Below are 18,672 nucleotides of genomic sequence, written 5' to 3' on the forward strand. Positions count from 1 at the left end.
CTCGGTGTCGAAGGCGTGCACGGGCAGCAGCTCGAGCGTGGTGACGCCGAGGCGGTGCAGGTGCGCGATCGTGCTCTCGTGCGCGATCCCGGCGTACGTGCCGCGGAGGTCCTCGGGCAGGTGCGGGTTCGCGGCGGTGAGGGTGCGGACGTTCGCCTCGTACACGACCACCCGGTCACGCGGGGTGCGCGGCGCCACCGAGTCGCCCCAGTCGAACGCCTCGTCGACGACCTCGGCGACCCACCGGGCGCCGGGTCCGGACCGGGCGCCGGGCCCGGACCCGTCGTCGACCGGCACGATGCCGCGCGCCGCCGGGTCGAGCAGGGGGAGCGCCGGGTCGAACGCGTGCCGCGGGCCGGTCGGGCCGTCGGCGAGCAGGTGGTACCGGTCTCCGGGGACGACCGCGGGGACCTCGACCGACCAGCGGTCACCCTCCTGGTCGCGCGTCAGGGCGTGCGTGCCGCGCCCCTCGACGACGAGGGTGAGCGCCGTGGCGGACGTCGAACGCACCGTGAAGCGGCCGCCGCCGTCACCGAGGACGAACCCCGGTAGGGCCTCGGTCGCGGTCTCGTGCATGACGACAAGGGTACGAGGGCCCACAGGTATCCTGGAAACGCCCGATCAGGGGGCACGATCCGTCGATGGGAGAGCAGGGTGAGCGTCTACCTGGACCACGCCGCGACCACGCCGATCACGCCCGAGGCGCTCGCCGCCTTCACCGCTGCGCTGCAGACCGTCGGCAACCCCTCCTCGATCCACAGTGCCGGGCAGCGGGCGAAGATGCTGCTCGAGGACGGACGCGCCGCCGTCGCGCGGTCGCTCGACGCGGACCCGGTCGAGGTGGTCTTCACCTCCGGTGGGACCGAGAGCATCAACCTCGCGGTGAAGGGGCTGTTCTGGGCACGGCAGCAGGACCGCCCCCGCCCCCGCATCGTCGTGCCGGCGGGCGAGCACCACGCGACGGTCGACACGGTCGAGTGGCTCGAGCGCCACGAGGGAGCGGTCGTCGACGTGGTGCCGTTGGACGCGGAGGGTCGCGTCGACACGGCCGTCCTGGAGGCGCGGCTCGCCTCCGCGGACGACGTCGCCCTGGTCACGTTCCTGTGGGCCAACAACGAGGTCGGCACCGTCCAGCCGGTGCGGCGGATCGTCGAGACCGCGCACGCCGCGGGCGTGCCGGTGCACAGCGACGCGGTCGCCGCGTACGGGCAGGTCCCGGTGTCGTTCCACGACTCCGGACTCGATGCGCTGAGCGTCTCGGCGCACAAGGTCGGCGGCCCGGTCGGCATCGGGGCGCTCGTCCTCGGGCGCCGCGCCACGGTCGAGCCGCTCATCCACGGCGGCGGCCAGCAGCGTCAGGTGAGGAGCGGGACGCAGGACGCTCCGGCCGCGGCGGCGTTCGGGGTGGCGGCGACGGCAGCGGCGGCGGTGGCGGCGGCCGGTGACGACACCGTGCGGGCCCTGCGCGACCGGCTCGTGTCGGGGGTGCGTGCGTCGGTGCCGTCCGCGGTGCTCATGGGTGACCCGGTCGACCGGCTGCCGGGGAACGCGCACTTCACGTTCCCGGGGTGCGAGGGTGACTCGCTCCTGTTCCTCCTCGACGCAGCGGGGGTCGCGGTGTCGACCGGCTCCGCCTGCCAGGCCGGCGTGCCCGAGGCCTCGCACGTGCTCCTCGCGATGGGGCTGAGCGAGCAGGACGCCCGCGGCGCCCTCCGGATCACGCTCGGGCACACCTCCACCGACGCCGACGTCGACGCGTTCCTCGCGGCGCTGCCCGACGCGGTCGCGCGGGCCGGCGCGGCCGGGATGGCGTCCCGCGAGCCGGCCCTCGGGCGCTGAACCGGCCTTCCTGCACAGCCGACCACGTGGCGACGGTCGCTCACCGACGGAGGTGGGTCGTGCCTCCCGGCCCAGCCGCGCCGGTAGGATCGTTGACCATGGTCGAACTGGACTTCTCCGAGCAACTCTCCGCCCTCCGCGAGACGTTCGGCAACATCCGCTCCGTGGTCGACGTCGACCGCCTGCAGCGCGAGATCGCCGAGCTCAGCGAGCAGGCCGGTGCACCCGACCTGTGGGATGACGTCGAGCACGCGCAGCAGGTGACGAGCGCGCTGTCGCACCGGCAGTCGGAGCTCAAGAAGATCACCGACACCGAGCAGCGCATCGACGACCTCGAGGTCCTCGTCGAGATGGCGAACGAGGGCGACGACCAGGAGTCCGCCGACGAAGCGCTCGTCGAGCTGAAGTCGATCCAGAAGATGATCGGCGAGCTCGAGGTCCAGACCCTCCTCGACGGCGAGTACGACGACCGACCCGCCGTCATCACGATCCGCGCCGGAGCGGGCGGTGTCGACGCCGCCGACTTCGCCGAGATGCTCCTGCGCATGTACCTGCGCTACGCCGAGCAGCACGGGTACAAGACGACCGTGATGGACACCTCCTACGCCGAGGAAGCGGGGATCAAGTCCGCCACGTTCGAGGTCGACGCGCCGCACGCGTTCGGGACGCTCTCGGTCGAGGCCGGCACCCACCGCCTCGTGCGCATGTCTCCGTTCGGCGCCGCGGGCAAGCGACAGACCTCGTTCGCCGCGGTCGAGGTCATCCCGCTCATGCCCGAGACCGAGGCCATCGACATCCCGGAGAACGACATCCGGGTCGACGTGTTCCGCTCGTCGGGCCCCGGCGGGCAGTCCGTCAACACGACCGACTCCGCCGTGCGGATCACCCACCTGCCGACCGGCACCGTCGTGTCGATGCAGAACGAGAAGTCGCAGATCCAGAACCGCGCGGCAGCGATGCGCGTCCTGCAGTCGCGCCTGCTCCTCCTCAAGAAGGAAGAGGAGAACGCGAAGAAGAAGGAACTCGCGGGCAACATCACCGCCAGCTGGGGCGACCAGATCCGCTCGTACGTCCTCGCGCCGTACCAGATGGTGAAGGACCTGCGGAGCGAGCACGAGGTCAACAACCCCTCCGCGGTGTTCGACGGCGACCTCGACGGCTTCATCAACGCGGGCATCCGCTGGCGCAAGCAGTCCGACGACGACTGAGCGGCCAGGCCGTGGCCGTGCTGCTGAACGGATCCGCGGGGACCTGAGCCGCGCGCCTCGACCCGATTCCGCGCTGGGCGACCTACCCTGAACCGGTCATGATCAAATTCGACCAGGTCACCAAGGTGTACTCGGGCAACCCGAGTCCTGCGCTCGACGACATCTCCCTCGAGATCCTCAAGGGCGAGTTCGTCTTCCTCGTGGGCGCGTCCGGCTCCGGCAAGTCCAGCTTCCTGCGCCTCGTGCTCAAGGAGGAGAAGCCCTCCCGTGGGCAGATCCACGTCCTCGGGCAGCGCCTCGGCTCCCTGTCGTCGCGCAAGGTCCCGTACTTCCGTCGCAACCTCGGCGTGGTGTTCCAGGACTTCCGCCTGCTCCCGAACAAGAACGTCTTCGACAACGTCGCGTTCTCGCTGCAGGTGATCGGGAAGAGCAAGGGCTTCATCAGCGAGGCCGTCACCGACGTGCTCAAGCTCGTCGGCCTCGCCGGCAAGGCCACCCGCATGCCGCACGAGCTCTCCGGTGGTGAGCAGCAGCGTGTGGCGATCGCCCGGGCCGTCGTGAACAAGCCGGCGATCCTGCTCGCCGACGAGCCCACGGGCAACCTCGACCCGACCACCTCGGCCGGCATCATGGCCCTCCTCGAGCGCATCAACCAGGGCGGCACCACCGTGCTCATGGCGACGCACGACGCCAGCATCGTCAACCAGATGCAGCGCCGCGTGATCGAGCTGTCGAACGGCACGATCCTGCGCGACGAGCAGTCCGGCGGCTACCAGACCCAGGCCGTCCCGATCCAGCGAGGCAACACCGTGTCGAACACCACCGGCATCCAGACCATCCCGGGGATCATCCGATGAGGCTCGGGCTCGTCATGTCCGAGGTCGGCTCGGGCCTGCGGCGCAACGCGTCCATGGTCGTGTCGGTCGTCCTCGTGACGTTCATCTCGCTGACGTTCGTCGGCACCGCGATCCTGCTCCAGATGCAGATCAACCAGATGAAGGGGTACTGGTACGACCGGGCGCAGGTCGCCGTCTACCTGTGCACCGACACCGACACCACCGGCAACTGCACCGGCGCGAAGGCCACCGACGACCAGCGCAAGCAGGTCGAGTCGCAGCTCGAGTCGTCGACGCTGAAGCCCTACATCGAGAAGTTCTACTTCGAGAACCAGCAGGACGCCTACACCCGGTTCAAGCAGCAGTTCAAGGACTCGCCTGCAACCGAGTTCGTGAAGCCGGAGTACCTCAACGAGACGTACTGGGTGAACCTCAAGAACCCGTCGCAGTCCGACGTCCTCGTGGAGAGCCTGTCCAAGGTCGCCGGCGTCCAGAGCGTCGTCGACCAGCGCGGTTACCTGCAACCGATCTTCAACCTGCTGAACGCCTCGTCGTACACCGCGATCGGCATCGCGGCGCTCATGCTCGTCGCAGCCGTGCTCCTCATCGCCACCACGATCCGACTCTCGGCGTTCAGTCGACGGCGGGAGCTCGGCATCATGCGGCTGGTCGGCGCGTCGAACCGGTTCATCCAGACTCCGTTCGTCCTCGAGGGGGTGATCGCCGCGGCCATCGGGGCGGTCCTCGCCGGCGGGGCGATCACGGCCGTGGTGTGGTTCTTCGTCCGGAACTACCTGGCGGTCCGGTTCTCCGGGACGGCGTTCATCGGCATGGGCGACGCTGCGGTGGTCGTGCCGGCGGTGGTCGTCATCGGTGTCCTGCTCGCCGGACTGTCGGCGTTCGTCGCGATCCGTCGCTATCTGAAGGTCTGACGCGGCGCCCTTACCGCGCGAGTCTCGGCTCGGCGGACAGTTCCGCGGTCTCCGTGCCGCAAAATTGTCCGCGGAGCCGAGTCTCGGGCAGGTATGAGCGCCTCGGGCCCGACCGACGCGCCGGGAAGGTGCGGCGGCGCTCCGGTGTTCAGTACGCTGGAGGGCTGCGCCGGGCACCGGGTCCGGACCGCGCATCCACGAGAGGAGTCGTCATGGCCAAGGAACGCGGTGAGAAGATCGTCGCCACGAACCGTCGCGCCCGCCACGACTACCTCATCGAGGACACCTACGAAGCAGGCTTGGTGCTCTCGGGCACCGAGGTGAAGTCCCTGCGGCAGGGGCGGGCATCGCTCGTCGACGGGTACGCCTTCATCGACGGTGGCGAGGCATGGCTCGACTCGGTGCACATCCCCGAGTACACCGAGGGCACCTGGAACAACCACTCGCCCCGGCGCAAGCGGAAGCTCCTCCTGCACAAGCAGCAGATCGTGAAGATCTCGCACAAGACGGCGCAGGGCGGCTACACGCTCGTGCCGCTGCAGATCTACTTCCACGACGGTCGGGCCAAGGTGGAGATCGCGGTCGCGAAGGGCAAGCGCGAGTTCGACAAGCGTCAGGCCCTGCGCGAGAAGACCGACAAGCGTGAGGCCGAACGGGCCATGCGCACGCGGAACCGCGTCGGCGAGTAGCGCGACGTACCTCGGTCGACTAGACTGAGGGACCGCCCGAACGGCGGACTGGTAACTCAACAGCGTGACAGTGGCTCGCACGTCCGGCCTGCACGGGGATGATCGGTTTCGACATTGCCTGTGTGCCGACGGGAAGCGGGCCGAGGACCCACGGTCATCTCGTGAACGATCCGTGGAAAACAACAAGTGCCAATTCCAAGCGCACTGACTTCGCTCTCGCTGCGTAAGCAGCCCAGCACATGAAGTCCGTCGGCCAGGTGACCGTCCCCTAACCTGATCCCGGCGTCATCCAGAGGACTTGCTGCACGGTTGCGCCTCAGGGCCGTGCGGGACTTGCACTGAGACTGGGCCCGTCGTCCAAGAAGCCGGTAGCAATGGACGGGGCCGAGCAGAACGCCTGATCCGGATACGCCCGTAGAAGACGTCGAATCGCAGCGATGGACGGGGGTTCGATTCCCCCCATCTCCACCATCTGCCGGTCGTCGGGCCACTGTCACGTCGAGTTCCGACCGGACGCCCCACTCCCACGAGTGGGGCGTTCGTCGTGTCGGACCGCACTCGTCGGTCTTCCGGGCACGACGAATACGCTCGGGCCCATCGGCGCGGAGACACGCCCGCGCCCCGACGAGAGGTGCGAGTGTGGTGCAGGAGATCGCGATCCGTGTCCGTCTGCGTGAGCAGGAGCGCCTGGCTCTGGGGGAGTACGAGCGCATCGTCGGCTCGGTCGCCACGGTCGCCGCGCTGATCCCGTGGCTACCGGACCCCGAGACGAAGCTCGTGCTCCGCGGGCGCGGTGCTGAGCCGGTCCGTGTCGAGACCGTCACGTACGGGGCGGTGTTCGAGATGCTCGTCGTCCTCGACCAGCGGTCCGCCGCCGTCGAGCGTGCCGCGGCGGTCGTCGCTGCACTCATCGAGTCGGTCCGTCACGAGCACGTCGCCGACGACGTCGCCGGTGTCGCCGGGGAACTCGACCGCCTCGACCGCTCTGCGCCACGCGGACGGTCGGTCGCGGAACGGTCGCTGCGTGCGCTCCTCGAAGGGGCCCGCGCCGATGTGCTCGCCCGTCGTACGACGACCCGGGTGCGTGCTGCGCAGGGGCTCCTCCGGCTGGCGGAGGACGGTGCTGAGCTGCTCGTCGAGCGTGTCGACGACGCGCTCGCACCCGTGGTGGCGGAGCAGGTGGTCGACGTCGCGGCGGACACGGGCGCCGCGGTCCTGGTCGAACCGGTCGACGGCGTCGTGGACGACGAGCCGACGGATGGCAACGAGAAGGGTGGCGAGAAGGAGGCCGACGAGAAGCACGGCAAGAAGCAAGCCGGCAAGAAGGACGGCAAGAAGCGGGCTGGCAAGAAGGACGGCAAGAAGGACGGCAAGAAGCAGGCTGGCAAGAAGGCCGACAAGAAGGACGGCAAGAAGCAGGCCGACAAGAAGAAGCCGGACAAGCAGGGCGGCAAGAAGAAGTAGCCTGAGTGCTTATACAGGGCGAATGTTTCCACCTCGTTAAATGATCCGGCGAGACTCCTGTCCGGTGCCATTGTCGATGCACGCGCTCCCCACGACCGCGGGGCTCGCGTCACTCGACAGGAGCAACAGTGGCAACAACGACGACACAGGCGCTGCCGGACTCCGGCCTGAAGCGCAACGTCGGCTTCATCGGCCTGATCTGGGCATCGACCGGGTCCATCATCGGATCCGGGTGGCTCTTCGGCTCGCAGGAAGCCCTGAAGACGGCGGGTCCCGCCGCGATCATCTCGTGGTTGATCGGCGGCGTGGCCGTCCTCGTCCTCGCGCTCGTGCACGCGGAGCTCGGCGGGATGTTCCCGATCGCCGGCGGCACGGCGCGCTTCCCGCACATCGCCTTCGGTGGCATCGCGGGAGCGTCCTTCGGATGGTTCTCGTGGTTGCAGTCCGTGACCGTCGCCCCGATCGAGGTCGAGGCGATGATCAAGTACGCGCAGCACTGGCAGTTCGCGCATCCGTGGCTGCACACGGTCGTCGTCGACGGTGAGACGCAGCAGCTCCTCACCGGGTCGGGCATCGCGGTCGCGATCGTCCTCATGGCGGTCGTCACGGTCGTCAACCTCCTGAGCGTCCGGATCCTCGCGAACACGAACTCGGCGGCGACCTGGTGGAAGGTCGCCATCCCCTTGCTCGTCATCATCGTGCTGGCGTTCAGCGGCTTCCACGGCAGCAACTTCACCGCGGCGGACGGCTTCCTCCCCGGCGGCGCGAAGGGCATCCTCGCGGCGGTGTCGACCTCGGGCATCATCTTCGCGTTCCTCGGGTTCGAGCAGGCCGACCAGCTCGCCGGCGAGGCCAAGAACCCCAAGCGGGACATCCCTCGAGCGGTCATCGGTTCGGTCGTCATCGGCCTGGTCATCTACCTGCTGCTGCAGGTCGTGTTCCTCGGCGCGCTGCAGTCCGGCGCGATCCAGGGCTCGTGGGCCACCGCGGACTTCACCAAGTACACCGGCCCGTTCGCCGACATCGCCATGGCGGCGGGCATCACCTGGCTCGCGGTCATCATCTTCATCGACGCGATCATCTCTCCCGGGGGTACCGGGCTCATCTACGTCACGGCGACGACCCGCATCTCCTACGGGCTGAGCCGGAACGGCTACTTCCCGAAGGCGTTCGAGTGGACGACCAAGGCCGGCGTGCCGTGGGTCGGTCTGGTCACCGCGTTCGTGGTCGGCTGCGCCTGCTTCGCACCGTTCCCGTCGTGGCAGGGGCTCGTCAGCCTCATCACGAGCGCGTCCGTGCTCATGTACGCCGGCGCGCCCCTCGCGCTCGGAGCGTTCCGGAAGCGCATCCCCGAGATCGAGCGCCCCTACCGCATGCCCGCAGCGGCGGTGTTCTCGCCGATCGCGTTCATCGTCGCGAACCTCATCATCCTCTGGACGGGGTGGGACACCGACTGGAAGCTCGGCGTCGCGATCCTCATCGGCGCCGTCGTCATCGTCCTGAACAACGTGTTCCGCGGTGCCACGAGCGTGCGGCCGCGATGGGACTGGAAGGCGGCCCAGTGGTTGCTGCCCTACCTCATCGGGATGGGACTGATCGTGTTCCTCAGTGACTTCGGACCGCTGACGACCCCGGTCTTCCCGCTCTGGGTCGACATCGTCGTCGTGGCGGTGTTCTCACTGGTCATCTACTACTGGGCGATCAACTCGGCGAGCACGCGGGAGGAGATCCTCCGCACGGCCGAGGACGTCCGGGAGGTCGAGGAGTCGAACGTGGTGGAGCCCGTCCACCACTGACGGCGTCACAGCCGCTCCGAGCGACGGACGGGAGGCCCGCGGCGACACCGCCACGGGCCTCCCGTCCGTCGCCGGGCCGGCGTTCAGGCCGACACCGGTGCGTCCTTCCCGACCATGGTGAGCAACGCCAACTTCTCGGCGTCGGTCGCGCCGACCGGCGTGTACAGGACGACGTGCTGATCGCGGTCCGGCACGTCGAGTGCGACACAGTCGACGGTGACCCGCCCGACGACAGCGTTGTCGAAGGTCTTCGTCAGCGCCGGTGCTCCCTGGACGTCGTGTCGGTCCCACAGGCGGGAGAAGACGTCGCTGGCACCGCGGAGCTCGGCGACGAGCTCGGCGATCACCGGGTCGTCCGGGTACCGTGCGGCGGCGCTCCGGAGGCCACGGACGACCTCGTGCCGGAACGCCGTCCCGTCCGCTGCGCCGTAGAGGGTCTGGCCGTCCGCGAACGCTCGGCGTGCGAGGTTCCGGCCCGCGGGCGGCAGCGCGCCGAAGTCCTCCATCAGCAGCGTCGCCAGCTCGTTCCACGCGAGCACCTCGAACGCCGCGGACACGACGAAGCCCACGGCGCCTGGGAGTCCGTCGAGCGCGGCCTGCACGGTCGGGTGCACGTCACGTCGGTGGTGCGGTGCGGGGGCCGGTGCGGTGCCGGCGAGCACGTGCAGGTGCGACCGTTCCGCGTCCGTCAGCAGCAGCGCCGAGGCCAGGGCGGCGAGCACCTCGGTCGACGGTCGCGGCGCACGGCCCTGCTCGAGGCGGACGTAGTACTCGGTGGAGATGTGCGCGGCGACGGCCACCTCTTCTCGCCGGAGACCCGGGGTGCGACGACGTGGACCCGACGGCAGACCCACGTCCTCCGGTCGGAGACGCGCCCGGCGAGAGCGCAGGAAGGCAGCGAGTTCTGGTCGGTCCACGTCGTCATCCTCCTCCTGGCCTCCGCTCGGATCCTGGTACCGGTCGTACCTGGAACCGGCCGGACCGCCCGGGCGACGGTGGAGCCATGACGAACACCGACATCTCCACCACCGCATCGACGACCCCCACCGGTCCTGCGGGACTCCTGCTCGACCGCGTCGTCCTCGTGACCGGCGCGAGCCGCGGGATCGGCGAGGCCGCCGCACGACTCTTCGCCGCCGAGGGGGCCAGGGTCGTGCTGGCGGCGCGGCAGACCGACGCGCTCGACGTGATCGTGGCCGACATCCGACGTGACGGAGGCACTGCCGATGCCGTCCCGCTGGACCTCGCCGACCCCGCGAGCATCGCGGGAGCCATCGCCGCGGTCGACCGTCTGCACGGGCGGCTCGACGGAGCGTTCAACAACGGCGCGGCGATCCAGACGCCCGGTCCGCTCGACGAGACGACCGACGAGGACGTGGACCTGCAGTTCGCGGTGAACTTCCGCGGCCACTGGCGCGCGATGGTCGCGGAGGCGGCCCTCATGCGGCGGTCGGGCGGCGGCGCGATCGTGAACACCTCGAGCATCGGAAGCCGACGCGCGAACCCCGCGCTGCCGGCCTACGGAGCGATGAAGCGTGCGCTCAACAGCATCACCGAGACGGCCGCGGTCACCTGGGCGCCGCAGGGCATCCGGGTGAACGGCCTCACCCCCGGCGGGACGGCGACCCGGATGATCGACGAGTGGGAGGCGGCCAGCCCCGGGATCCGGGCGCAGATCGACGCCTCGATCCCGCTCGGTCGGATGGCGGAGCCGGAGGAGGTGGCGCAGGCGGCCTGCTGGTTGCTCAGCGACCGGGCGTCGGCCGTGACCGGCGCGATCGTCCCGGTCGACGGCGGCGCGGGGGCCTGACAGCACCGGCCGGTCAGAAGTCGAACAGGTTGCCCCGGATCCCGCCGTCGCCGTACTCCCGCCGGAGTAGCCCGCGCTGCCGCAGCACCGGCACGAGGTCGCCGAGCATCCGGTACACCTGCGCCGGGTGCAGGTCGCCCGAGAAGATGAAGCCGTCGTTGTCGGCATCGGTGCCGAGCTCCTCCACGAAGTCGGCGAACTCGTTCGCCGTGCCCACGAAGCCGTCACGGTTGCTGATCCGGCCGAGGCGGGCCTTCCGGGTCAGGAGCTCTCGGAGCGGCGCGTCCGGGGTGTCCCCGACGAGTCCGCGGATCGTTCCGGCGGAGACGTGGTCCCCGAAGGTCCCGGCGGGGATCGGCGAGTCGAGGTCGAGCGACAGCAGGTCGGTCTCGGAGTCGCTCGACCACGCGACCGCGGCGGCACGGAGGGCCTCGTCCGTCGGGTGCGCGGACGCGGCGACGAGCCGGTCGGCCTCTTCCGACGAGGACACCACGACGGGCTTCAGCACGAACAGCACGCGGATGTCGTCGGCCGAGCGTCCGGCGTCGGAGGCGGCGGTGAGCACCCGGGCCCGGTAGTCGCGGACGGCCGCAGCCGAGAGCGGCGAGAGGGCGAGCTGCACGTCGGAGTGCGTCCCGGCGAACCCGAGTCCCCGGCCGGACCCGCCGGGGGAGACGATCACCGGGTCGGTGTCGAGGGGAAGCGCGTTGAGCGGTCCGTCAGCCGTGAAGTACGCGCCCTCGTGGTGGAACGCGTCGAGCGCGTCCCCGTCCGCGAAGTGCCAGTCGGTCGGATCCCCGACGAACCCGGCGGTCCCGTGGTGCCCGTGCGGCCCCCACGAGTGCCACAGCCGCCGGATGAGCTGCAGCCACTCTTCGGCCCGGTCGTACGCGGCGTCGTGCGGCAGCGGGGCGAGGCCGGCGTGCCGGGCGCTCCCGGTGTCGGTCACCACGTTCAGGCCGAAGCGGTCACCGGACAGGTGCGCGAGCGTCGCGGCCTGCCGAGCGGCGAGGTACGGCGGCGTGAACCCGGCGTTGATCGTCGGCGCGATGCCGATGTGCGAGGTCGCGGCGAACAGGTACGGCGCGAGCAGCAGCGGGTCGTGCTTCGGTCCGCCGTACGCCTGTCGGATACGCAGGTCGAGCGTCGACGGGTTCCCGAGCGAGATCGCGTCCTCGGCGATCAGGAGGTCCATCCCGGCCTGCTCGAGCGCACGGACGGACTGCTGGTAGAGGTCGGGCTTCGTCCAGTCGTGCCCCCAGTGCCAGTCGTCGCGACCCCACGCCTGCGGACCGAACCCGCGCGAGAAGAAGTACCCGAAGTGCTGCAGATCCGCCATCGTCAGACCTCCTCGGCGATGACGCGCCCCTGCGGGACGGTGTGCGCGAGCGACGCGACCTCCGAGGCAGGGTCGACCCGTGCCTCCAGGCCGGTGACCGGGTGCGCGTCGGCGCGACCCGCGCGGATCGCGGTGAAGCCGCGGTCGAGGTCGCGGATGAGGTCCGTGACGTCCTCGATGCCGACCGACAGTCGGATCAGGCCGTCCCAGATGCCCTGCTCGGCGCGTTCCTCGGCGGTGCGGCCCGCGTGGGTGGTCGTCGCGGGGTGCAGGATGAGCGACCGGACGTCGCCGAGGTGGGTCATCCGGCTGAACAGCTGGACCGCGTCGATGAAGATGCGGGCGGCGGCTTCGCCGCCGGCGAGCGTGAACGCGAAGACGGAACCGGCACCACGCGGCAGGTAGCGCTCGGCGAGGTCGTGGAACGGACTGGAGGCCAAGCCCGCGTGGTCGACGCTCGTCACGTCCGGCTGCTGGTCCAGGTACTCCGCGATCGCCAGCGCGTTCGCGCTGTGGCGTTCGACGCGCAGGCTCAGCGTCTCGATGCCCTGGCGGAGCAGGAAGGAGTTGAAGGGTGACGGGGTCGGACCGATCCGGGAGGCGATGACGTCGCGCGCGTACACGACGAACGCGCGACGGCCGAAGCGCTCGACGTAGCTCTGCCCGCCCAGCGAGCGTTCCGGGCTCGTCAGGTGGGTCCACCGCTCGGGAGCGGCCGACCAGTCGAACCGGCCGCCGTCGACCACGACGCCGCCGAGCCCGGCGCCGTGTCCCGAGAGGAACTTCGACGCCGAGTGCACGACGATGTCCGCGCCGTGCTCCACCGGCTGCACGAGGTACGGCGTGGCGAGGGTGTTGTCGACCACGAGCGGCACACCCGCCCGGTGTGCGACGTCGGCCACGCCCGTGATGTCGAGGACGTCGTTCTTCGGGTTCGGGATGGTCTCGGCGAAGAACGCCTTCGTGTTCGGGCGGACCGCGGCGGCCCACGCGTCGAGGTCGCGGGCGTCGGCGACGAAGTCGACCTCGATGCCGAGCCGGCCGAGGTTCTGCAGGAGGAGGCCCCGGGTGCCCTCGTAGATGCTCCGCGCACTGACGACGTGGTCGCCGGCCTGCAGGAGACCGAGGAACGCGACCGTCGCCGCCGCCTGTCCGCTGCTGACCAGGATCGCCTCGGCGCTGCGCTCGAGCAGCGCGATGCGGCGCTCGACGTCGGCGTTCGTGGGGTTGCCGAGCCGGGTGTACGTGTAGCCGTCGTCCGTGCCGGCGAAACGGGCACGGGCCTGGTCGAAGTCGTCGAAGAGGAAGCCGGAGGACATGTGGATCGCGGGCACCCGTGCTCCGTGGCCGGCATCGGGCAGGAACCCGCCGTGCACCTGCTCGGTCGCGAAGCCGTGCTCGGTCGGGTGGCCGTGCTCGCCCTGGTGCTCCTCGTTGCTCATGGTTCCTCCACCGGTCGTCGGGTGTCGGAACTCTCGCACGCTGCGCTCAGTGGACAGGCGAATGCTGCGGCCGGTTACGACCCGAGGGCCAATCGGTCCCTGCCGTCGCGGCCGTGGCCGCGGACTTCTGCCACGCTGGGGACATGCTCCACGACGACGTCGACCTGGTCCTCCGCAACGTCCGACCCTGGGGCGGTGACCCGTCCGACGTCCTCCTGACCGGCGACCGCATCGCCGCGGTGGTCCCGACCGGCGCGGCAGCGGCCGACGGTGCGACCGTCGTCGACGGGTACGGCCACCTCGCGCTCCCGGGGCTCGTCAACGCCCACGCGCACGTCGACAAGAGCTGGTGGGGTCGGCCGTGGGAGTCGTACGGCGGGGAGGGCGGCACGCAGGGCCGCATCGCCCATGAGCGAGCCCGGCGGGACGCCCTCGGCATCCCGGGCGTCGACGTGGCCACCCGGGTGCTCCGCGAGGGGCTGCGCACCGGCGCCACGCGGGTCCGGACGCACGTCGACGTGGACCTCGGGGTCGGACTCCGCGGCATCCATGCGGTCCGCGCGGCCGCGGAGTCGCTCGACGACGCCGTCGAGGTCGCGATCGTGGCGTTCCCGCAGGACGGGGTGCTTCGTCGGCCGGGCGTGCTGGACCTGCTGCGCGAGGCGGCGCTCGCCGGTGCGGAGCACATCGGGGGGCTCGACCCGTCGCTCATCGACCGCGACCCCGTCGGGCAGCTCGACGGCCTGTTCGCGATCGCCGCCGACACCGGCTGTGGCATCGACCTGCACCTCCACGAGCCGGCCGAGCTCGGGGCGTTCGCGTTCGACCTCGTCCTCGACCGGGTCGAACGCGACGGGATCGCGCCCGGGAGGGTGAACATCGCCCACGGCTTCGCGATCGTCGACGTCGATCCCGTGCGGCGGCGAGACCTCCTCGCTCGGATGGCTGGGCTCGGCGTGACGATGACCACCGTCGCGCCGGTGCGGATGCGCCAGTTGCCGTTGCGCGAGTTCGACGACGCCGGGGTCCGGTTCGGCCTCGGCACGGACGGGATCCGCGACCTGTGGAGCCCCTACGGCGACGGGGACCTGCTCGGGATCGCGTGGCAGTACGCCCGGGCCGGAGGAGTCGTCCGCGACGAGGACCTGCTGCGGGTCGTCGAGCTGGCGTCGCGGGACGGTGGGGCGTTCGTGACCGACGAGGTGCACGACCTCGTGGCCGGGGCGCGGGCCGACGTGGTGCTCGTCGACGCGGAGAACCCGATGGACGCACTGGTGCGGCGGGTGCCCCGGTCACTCGTCGTCGCCGGTGGGCAGGTGTTCGACCCCGTGGCGCTGGAGCAGCACCCCTGGGAGTGAGGGCACGCCGCGGGGTGATCAGTCGGCGGTTGTGGCGTCGCTCGTCGCCCCGCGGGCGGCATCGCGTGCGGCATCGCGTGCGGCGAGGAGCCGGTGGGGGAACGTCGACGGCAGCGCGTCCGGGAGCCGGTCGACGCGGAACCACCCGACGTCGTCGCTCTCGTCGCTGACCGCGACCACGCTCGACGGGTCGACGAGCGCCACGAACCCGACGTCCCAGTGCGCCGTGCACGCCCCGAACCCGCTGTGGAGGTCGTGTCGGTCGACGTCGACGATGCGGCCGTCGAGCAGCTCGAGGTCGGCGATGCCGGACTCCTCGCGGGCCTCGCGGCGGGCGGTGTCCGCGAGGTCGCGGTCCTGCGGTTCGGGGTGCCCGCCGACCTGCACCCAGAAGCCGCCCTTCCGGTGCAGGCAGAGGAGGGTCTGCTCGAGGTCGGGGGAGAACACGAAGCACGATGCCGTCAGGTGCTCGGGGCCGCCGGCTCGTCGGAGCGCCGCGTCACCGTGCTCCGCGACGAACCGCCGTGCGGCGACGACCCCGGGGACGTCGTCGTCGGTGCGGGCGAGGGCGGTGGTGGCGTCGTCGAGGCGCATCAGTCCATCGTCGCAGGTCGCTGCGGCCGGAGCCGTCGGGCGGTGTGGTCCGTGTGTCATCGCGCGCGCGGGTCCGGGCGGCGGGGTCCGGTAGCGTCGTTGCGCTGCGCGCGGGACGACACCGTCGTCGTACGACAGCGGTGGTGTCGTTCGCTCGCGCCTGCAACTGTTGCACGCACGCGGATACGACATCGTCGTCGTCGTACGACAGCGGTGGTGTCGTTCGGCAGCGGTGCCGCCCGCCGGCCCCCGGCCGCTGCGGCCGGAACCGTCGGGTCAGAACAGGGCGCGGACGCCCGCGGCGACCGTGGTCCAGGACTCGGCGAGGGGGACGCGGGCGAGCCACACCGCGGCAGCGTTCACGACCACGAACAGGACGAACCACAGCGACGCCGGCACCCGCATCTCCGCAGCGGCGATGTGGAAGTCCGTCTGCACCCGGGCACCGGTGAGCAGCCACCGTGCGACCTGCACCACCGACCGCAACCCGTCCACGACGAAGAGCGCCCCGACCGCGGCGACGACCAGCACCGTGGCGTCCGACGGGCGCACGGCCACCCACAGCGCGAGCGCGTCGAAGCCGACCACCACGAGCAGCCCGAACCAGTTCCGGACGAACAGCAGTGCGACGATCCCCACGACCCCGAGCACGACGACCGGCAGCCACCGCGACCCGTGCAGCACCCCCGTGACGAGCAGGACCCCGGCCCAGAGCGGCGCGCTGTAGCCCGCGTACAGGTTGAGCACGCGCACGAGCCAGCGGATCGCGCCCGGCACCCGCCCGAGTTGCACCCAGGCCTCGCCGGAGCCGTCGGGGTGCAGGTCGATGCGGCGGATCTGCCCACCGAACGGCACCACCACGACGACGTGTCCGACCTCGTGCACGATGGTCGCCGCGATCCGGGCCACCCTGCCCACGACGGGCACGAACGGCAGGGCGGCCCCGACGAGCAGGGCGACGAAGACGAGGGGCGGGGCTGCGGTGGTCAAGCGACCAGCATGGCAGCCCCACCCGACGAGCGGGCTCCACGGCCAGCGCCCCGCGAGGGAACAGCCAGGCCCCGGACAGGGATCAGGTGGAGAGCACCCAGGCGACGACCACGGCGGTGGCGATGATCGTCAGCCCGGCGAGGACGGCGAGGAACACCGTCAGGCGGTTCACGGGCCGGTGCCTGGCTATTCGACCGTCACCGACTTCGCGAGGTTCCGGGGCTTGTCCACGTCGCACCCGAGCTGGAGGGCGAGTTCGCGCGCGAGCATCTGCAGCGGCACGACGGCCTCGAGCGGACCCCATGGCGCGGTGCTCGCACCCCAGGTCAGCCCGCTCGACGCCCGACCCGCGAGCGCCGGGATGTCCGAGCCCTCGCCGCCGATCGTGATCACGAACCCGCCGCGGGCACGGACCTCGGCGATGTTCGCCTGCAGCCGGTGCTCGCCGTGGTCGACGACGACGACCGGGGTGCCCTCGTCGACGAGCGCGAGGGGGCCGTGCTTCAGCTCGCCGGCCGGGTACGCCTCGGCCCACCGGTAGCTGAGCTCCTTGAGCTTCAGCGCACCCTCCGCCGCGTACGCGAGGCCCTGACCACGTCCGAGGAACAGGAAGCCGGAGGCATCCCGCACGTTCGCCACCAGGAGCGGGACGCGCTCGGCGGCGATCGCGGCGGCGTGCTCCATCCGACCGGGGAGCTCGGACAGCTCACCGACGAGCGCGGCCGCACGCGCGGTACCGATCCGCCCGGACGCGACCATCGCCGCGATCATCGCCGCCACACCGACCACGACCTGCGCGGTGAACGTCTTCGTCGCAGCCACGCCGATCTCCGGGCCGGCGTGGCAGTCGAGCACCGCGTCCGCCCGACGGGCGAGCGAGGAGTGCAGGTTGTTCGTGAGCGCCAGCACCGGGTGCCGGTCGTCGAAGCGGTCGAGCGCCCGGAGGACGTCGGCGGTCTCGCCGGACTGGCTGATCGCGACCACGAGCGTGCCCGGGCCGAGCACCACCTGGTCGGCCTCGCTCGCCACGAGGATGTCCGTCGGGACCCCGCCGATGCCGCGCAGCGCCGTGGCGATCACGTGCCCGGCGTTGAGGGACGTCCCGCAGGCCACGATCGCGAGCCGGTGGAACCCGGGCAGCCCGAGGCCCACCCACATGCTGCCGTCCACGGCCCGCCGCGCGACGCGCTCGAGGATCGACGACACGACGGCCGGCTGCTCCCCGATCTCCTTCGCCATGTGGTCCGGGTGGTCGCCGAGGTCGAGCGCGGTCGCGGCGAACGGGGACGGCGTCGGGAACGGCACCGGCACCGTGACGCCACCCGATGACCACGTCCACGACTCACCGAGTTCGACGACGTCGCCGTCCCGCAGCGCCACGAACGTCTCGCACCACTCGGCGATCGCGCCGACGTCGCTCGCCACGAAGTCACCGCGGGCCGACCGTGCCACCACGAGCGGCGAGCGGTCGGCCGCGACGACCATCCGACCGTCGCGGGCGTCGAGCACGACGACCGCCCACGAGCCCTCGAGCTGCGCGGTCGCGATCTGCACCGCCAGCATGAGGTCGGGGTCGACCGCGAGGGCTCGCTCTACGAGGTGCGCGATGACCTCGGAATCGACGTCGGACCGGAACACGTGCCCCTGTCGCTCGAGGGTCGCACGCAGTTCGTCGGCGTTCTCGACGATGCCGTTGTGCACGACGCTCACCCGGCCGCCGCAGTCGGCGTGCGGGTGCGCGTTCGCCTCGCGGACGGCGCCGTGCGTGGCCCACCGCGTGTGGCCGATGCCGACCCCCGTGAGCGCGTCGCCCGAGCGCGCGGCGACGAGGGTCCGGAGGTCACCGACACGGGACACGGACCGGACCGTCTCGGTGCCGCCGGTGGCCGTCCGGACCGCGATGCCGGCCGAGTCGTAGCCGCGGTACTCGAGTCGCTCGAGGCCGTCGAGCAGGTAGGGGCTCACGTCGTCACTGACGCGGGCCGCGATGATGCCGCACATCGGGCGTCCCTTCGGGTCGGGCACTGCTGGGGTCGTGCTGGGGATCGGCACCGACCGCCGTCGGGTCTGCCGCGCGCTCGGTCCGCCGGCTCGGGGCCGCCGCCCGTCCCCGGATCAGGCGAGGACGGACGACGGCGGTCTGGTGAGCCGACGGTTCGGGTACCGAACGGGGTACCGCGGTCGGGCTCCCGGAGGAGCACGGCGGTCGGTGCAGGAGAAGCGTCACCCGCGCCCGGCGACCAGGGCAACCACGTCGGGCCGCTCTTGCGGTTCCCCGCGCGGGCACCGCACCGCGCGTGCGGCCGTGCGGAACCCCGCATCCGGGGGGCACTCGCCCCCGGCACGGGGCACGCAGACGACGGACGGGAGGCCCG

15 protein-coding genes, 1 other RNA gene and 1 pseudogene are annotated in these 18,672 nt (G+C 71.3%); 10 read left to right on the plus strand and 7 right to left on the minus strand.

The features are described from left to right. Positions 1-576, minus strand: a pseudogene (locus NS184_RS11960) (glycogen debranching enzyme); the annotation flags it as partial. Between the two features lie 78 nt (positions 577-654). Here NS184_RS11960 and NS184_RS11965 point away from each other — a divergent pair. The 8 genes from NS184_RS11965 to NS184_RS11995 all read left to right on the plus strand — a co-directional run bounded on the left by NS184_RS11965 (position 655) and on the right by NS184_RS11995 (position 8,764). Continuing rightward, positions 655-1,839: a cysteine desulfurase family protein gene (locus NS184_RS11965; RefSeq protein WP_058726340.1), complete on the plus strand. Its 1,185-nt coding sequence runs from the start codon at positions 655-657 to the stop codon at positions 1,837-1,839. 98 nt (positions 1,840-1,937) lie between these two features. Next, the gene (prfB, locus tag NS184_RS11970; protein WP_058726341.1) at positions 1,938-3,047 is read left to right on the plus strand and encodes a peptide chain release factor 2; all 1,110 of its coding nucleotides are present in this window, start codon (positions 1,938-1,940) and stop codon (positions 3,045-3,047) included. Positions 3,048-3,145: 98 nt separating this feature from the next. After that, a complete protein-coding gene (gene ftsE, locus NS184_RS11975) occupies positions 3,146-3,904 on the plus strand; it encodes a cell division ATP-binding protein FtsE (RefSeq protein WP_058726342.1) in 759 nt (252 codons plus the stop codon). Next, positions 3,901-4,815 (plus strand): permease-like cell division protein FtsX, encoded by a 915-nt coding sequence (gene ftsX, locus NS184_RS11980; protein ID WP_058726343.1) that lies wholly within the window; start codon positions 3,901-3,903, stop codon positions 4,813-4,815. The genes ftsE and ftsX overlap by 4 nt, the downstream gene beginning before the upstream one ends. 212 nt (positions 4,816-5,027) lie before the next feature. Then, positions 5,028-5,504 carry an SsrA-binding protein SmpB gene (gene smpB / locus NS184_RS11985; protein ID WP_058726344.1) on the plus strand — a complete coding sequence of 159 codons (477 nt, stop codon included), beginning with the start codon at positions 5,028-5,030 and terminating at the stop codon, positions 5,502-5,504. A gap of 94 nt (positions 5,505-5,598) precedes the next feature. After that, positions 5,599-5,975, plus strand: a transfer-messenger RNA (tmRNA) gene (gene ssrA, locus NS184_RS17480). Positions 5,976-6,143: 168 nt separating this feature from the next. Next, entirely contained in the window at positions 6,144-6,968 is an 825-nt protein-coding gene (locus NS184_RS18375) for a hypothetical protein (RefSeq protein WP_058726345.1), read from the plus strand. Positions 6,969-7,096: 128 nt separating this feature from the next. Further along, a complete protein-coding gene (locus NS184_RS11995; RefSeq protein ID WP_058726346.1) occupies positions 7,097-8,764 on the plus strand; it encodes an APC family permease in 1,668 nt (555 codons plus the stop codon). Positions 8,765-8,847: 83 nt separating this feature from the next. Here NS184_RS11995 and NS184_RS12000 read toward each other — a convergent pair whose 3' ends face one another. Next, entirely contained in the window at positions 8,848-9,681 is an 834-nt protein-coding gene (locus NS184_RS12000; RefSeq protein WP_058726347.1) for a helix-turn-helix transcriptional regulator, read from the minus strand. Between the two features lie 86 nt (positions 9,682-9,767). On the opposite strand from NS184_RS12000, the gene NS184_RS12005 reads away from it, so the two are divergent. Beyond that, complete coding sequence (locus NS184_RS12005; protein WP_058726348.1) at positions 9,768-10,574, plus strand: SDR family NAD(P)-dependent oxidoreductase; 807 nt, start codon at positions 9,768-9,770, stop codon at positions 10,572-10,574. Between the two features lie 13 nt (positions 10,575-10,587). Here the strand turns inward: NS184_RS12005 and NS184_RS12010 are convergent, their stop codons facing one another. Beyond that, entirely contained in the window at positions 10,588-11,913 is a 1,326-nt protein-coding gene (locus tag NS184_RS12010) for an LLM class flavin-dependent oxidoreductase (RefSeq protein ID WP_058726349.1), read from the minus strand. A gap of 2 nt (positions 11,914-11,915) precedes the next feature. Continuing rightward, positions 11,916-13,355, minus strand: a complete 1,440-nt coding sequence (locus tag NS184_RS12015; protein ID WP_058726350.1) for an O-acetylhomoserine aminocarboxypropyltransferase/cysteine synthase family protein — start codon at positions 13,353-13,355, stop codon at positions 11,916-11,918. 143 nt (positions 13,356-13,498) lie between these two features. Between NS184_RS12015 and NS184_RS12020 the strand changes: the two genes are divergently transcribed. Beyond that, the gene (locus tag NS184_RS12020) at positions 13,499-14,713 is read left to right on the plus strand and encodes an amidohydrolase family protein (RefSeq protein WP_058726353.1); all 1,215 of its coding nucleotides are present in this window, start codon (positions 13,499-13,501) and stop codon (positions 14,711-14,713) included. A gap of 18 nt (positions 14,714-14,731) precedes the next feature. Here NS184_RS12020 and NS184_RS12025 read toward each other — a convergent pair whose 3' ends face one another. The 3 genes from NS184_RS12025 to glmS form a co-directional block, all read right to left on the minus strand. Further along, positions 14,732-15,307 carry an NUDIX hydrolase gene (locus NS184_RS12025; RefSeq protein ID WP_058726351.1) on the minus strand — a complete coding sequence of 192 codons (576 nt, stop codon included), beginning with the start codon at positions 15,305-15,307 and terminating at the stop codon, positions 14,732-14,734. 276 nt (positions 15,308-15,583) lie between these two features. Further along, positions 15,584-16,297 (minus strand): M50 family metallopeptidase, encoded by a 714-nt coding sequence (locus tag NS184_RS12030; RefSeq protein WP_058726352.1) that lies wholly within the window; start codon positions 16,295-16,297, stop codon positions 15,584-15,586. A gap of 186 nt (positions 16,298-16,483) precedes the next feature. After that, positions 16,484-18,322 (minus strand): glutamine--fructose-6-phosphate transaminase (isomerizing), encoded by a 1,839-nt coding sequence (glmS, locus tag NS184_RS12035; protein ID WP_242863040.1) that lies wholly within the window; start codon positions 18,320-18,322, stop codon positions 16,484-16,486. Between the last annotated feature and the right edge of the window lie 350 nt (positions 18,323-18,672).

Origin of the sequence: Curtobacterium luteum, assembly GCF_001475545.1 — a bacterium.
Lineage (GTDB): Bacteria > Actinomycetota > Actinomycetes > Actinomycetales > Microbacteriaceae > Curtobacterium > Curtobacterium luteum_A.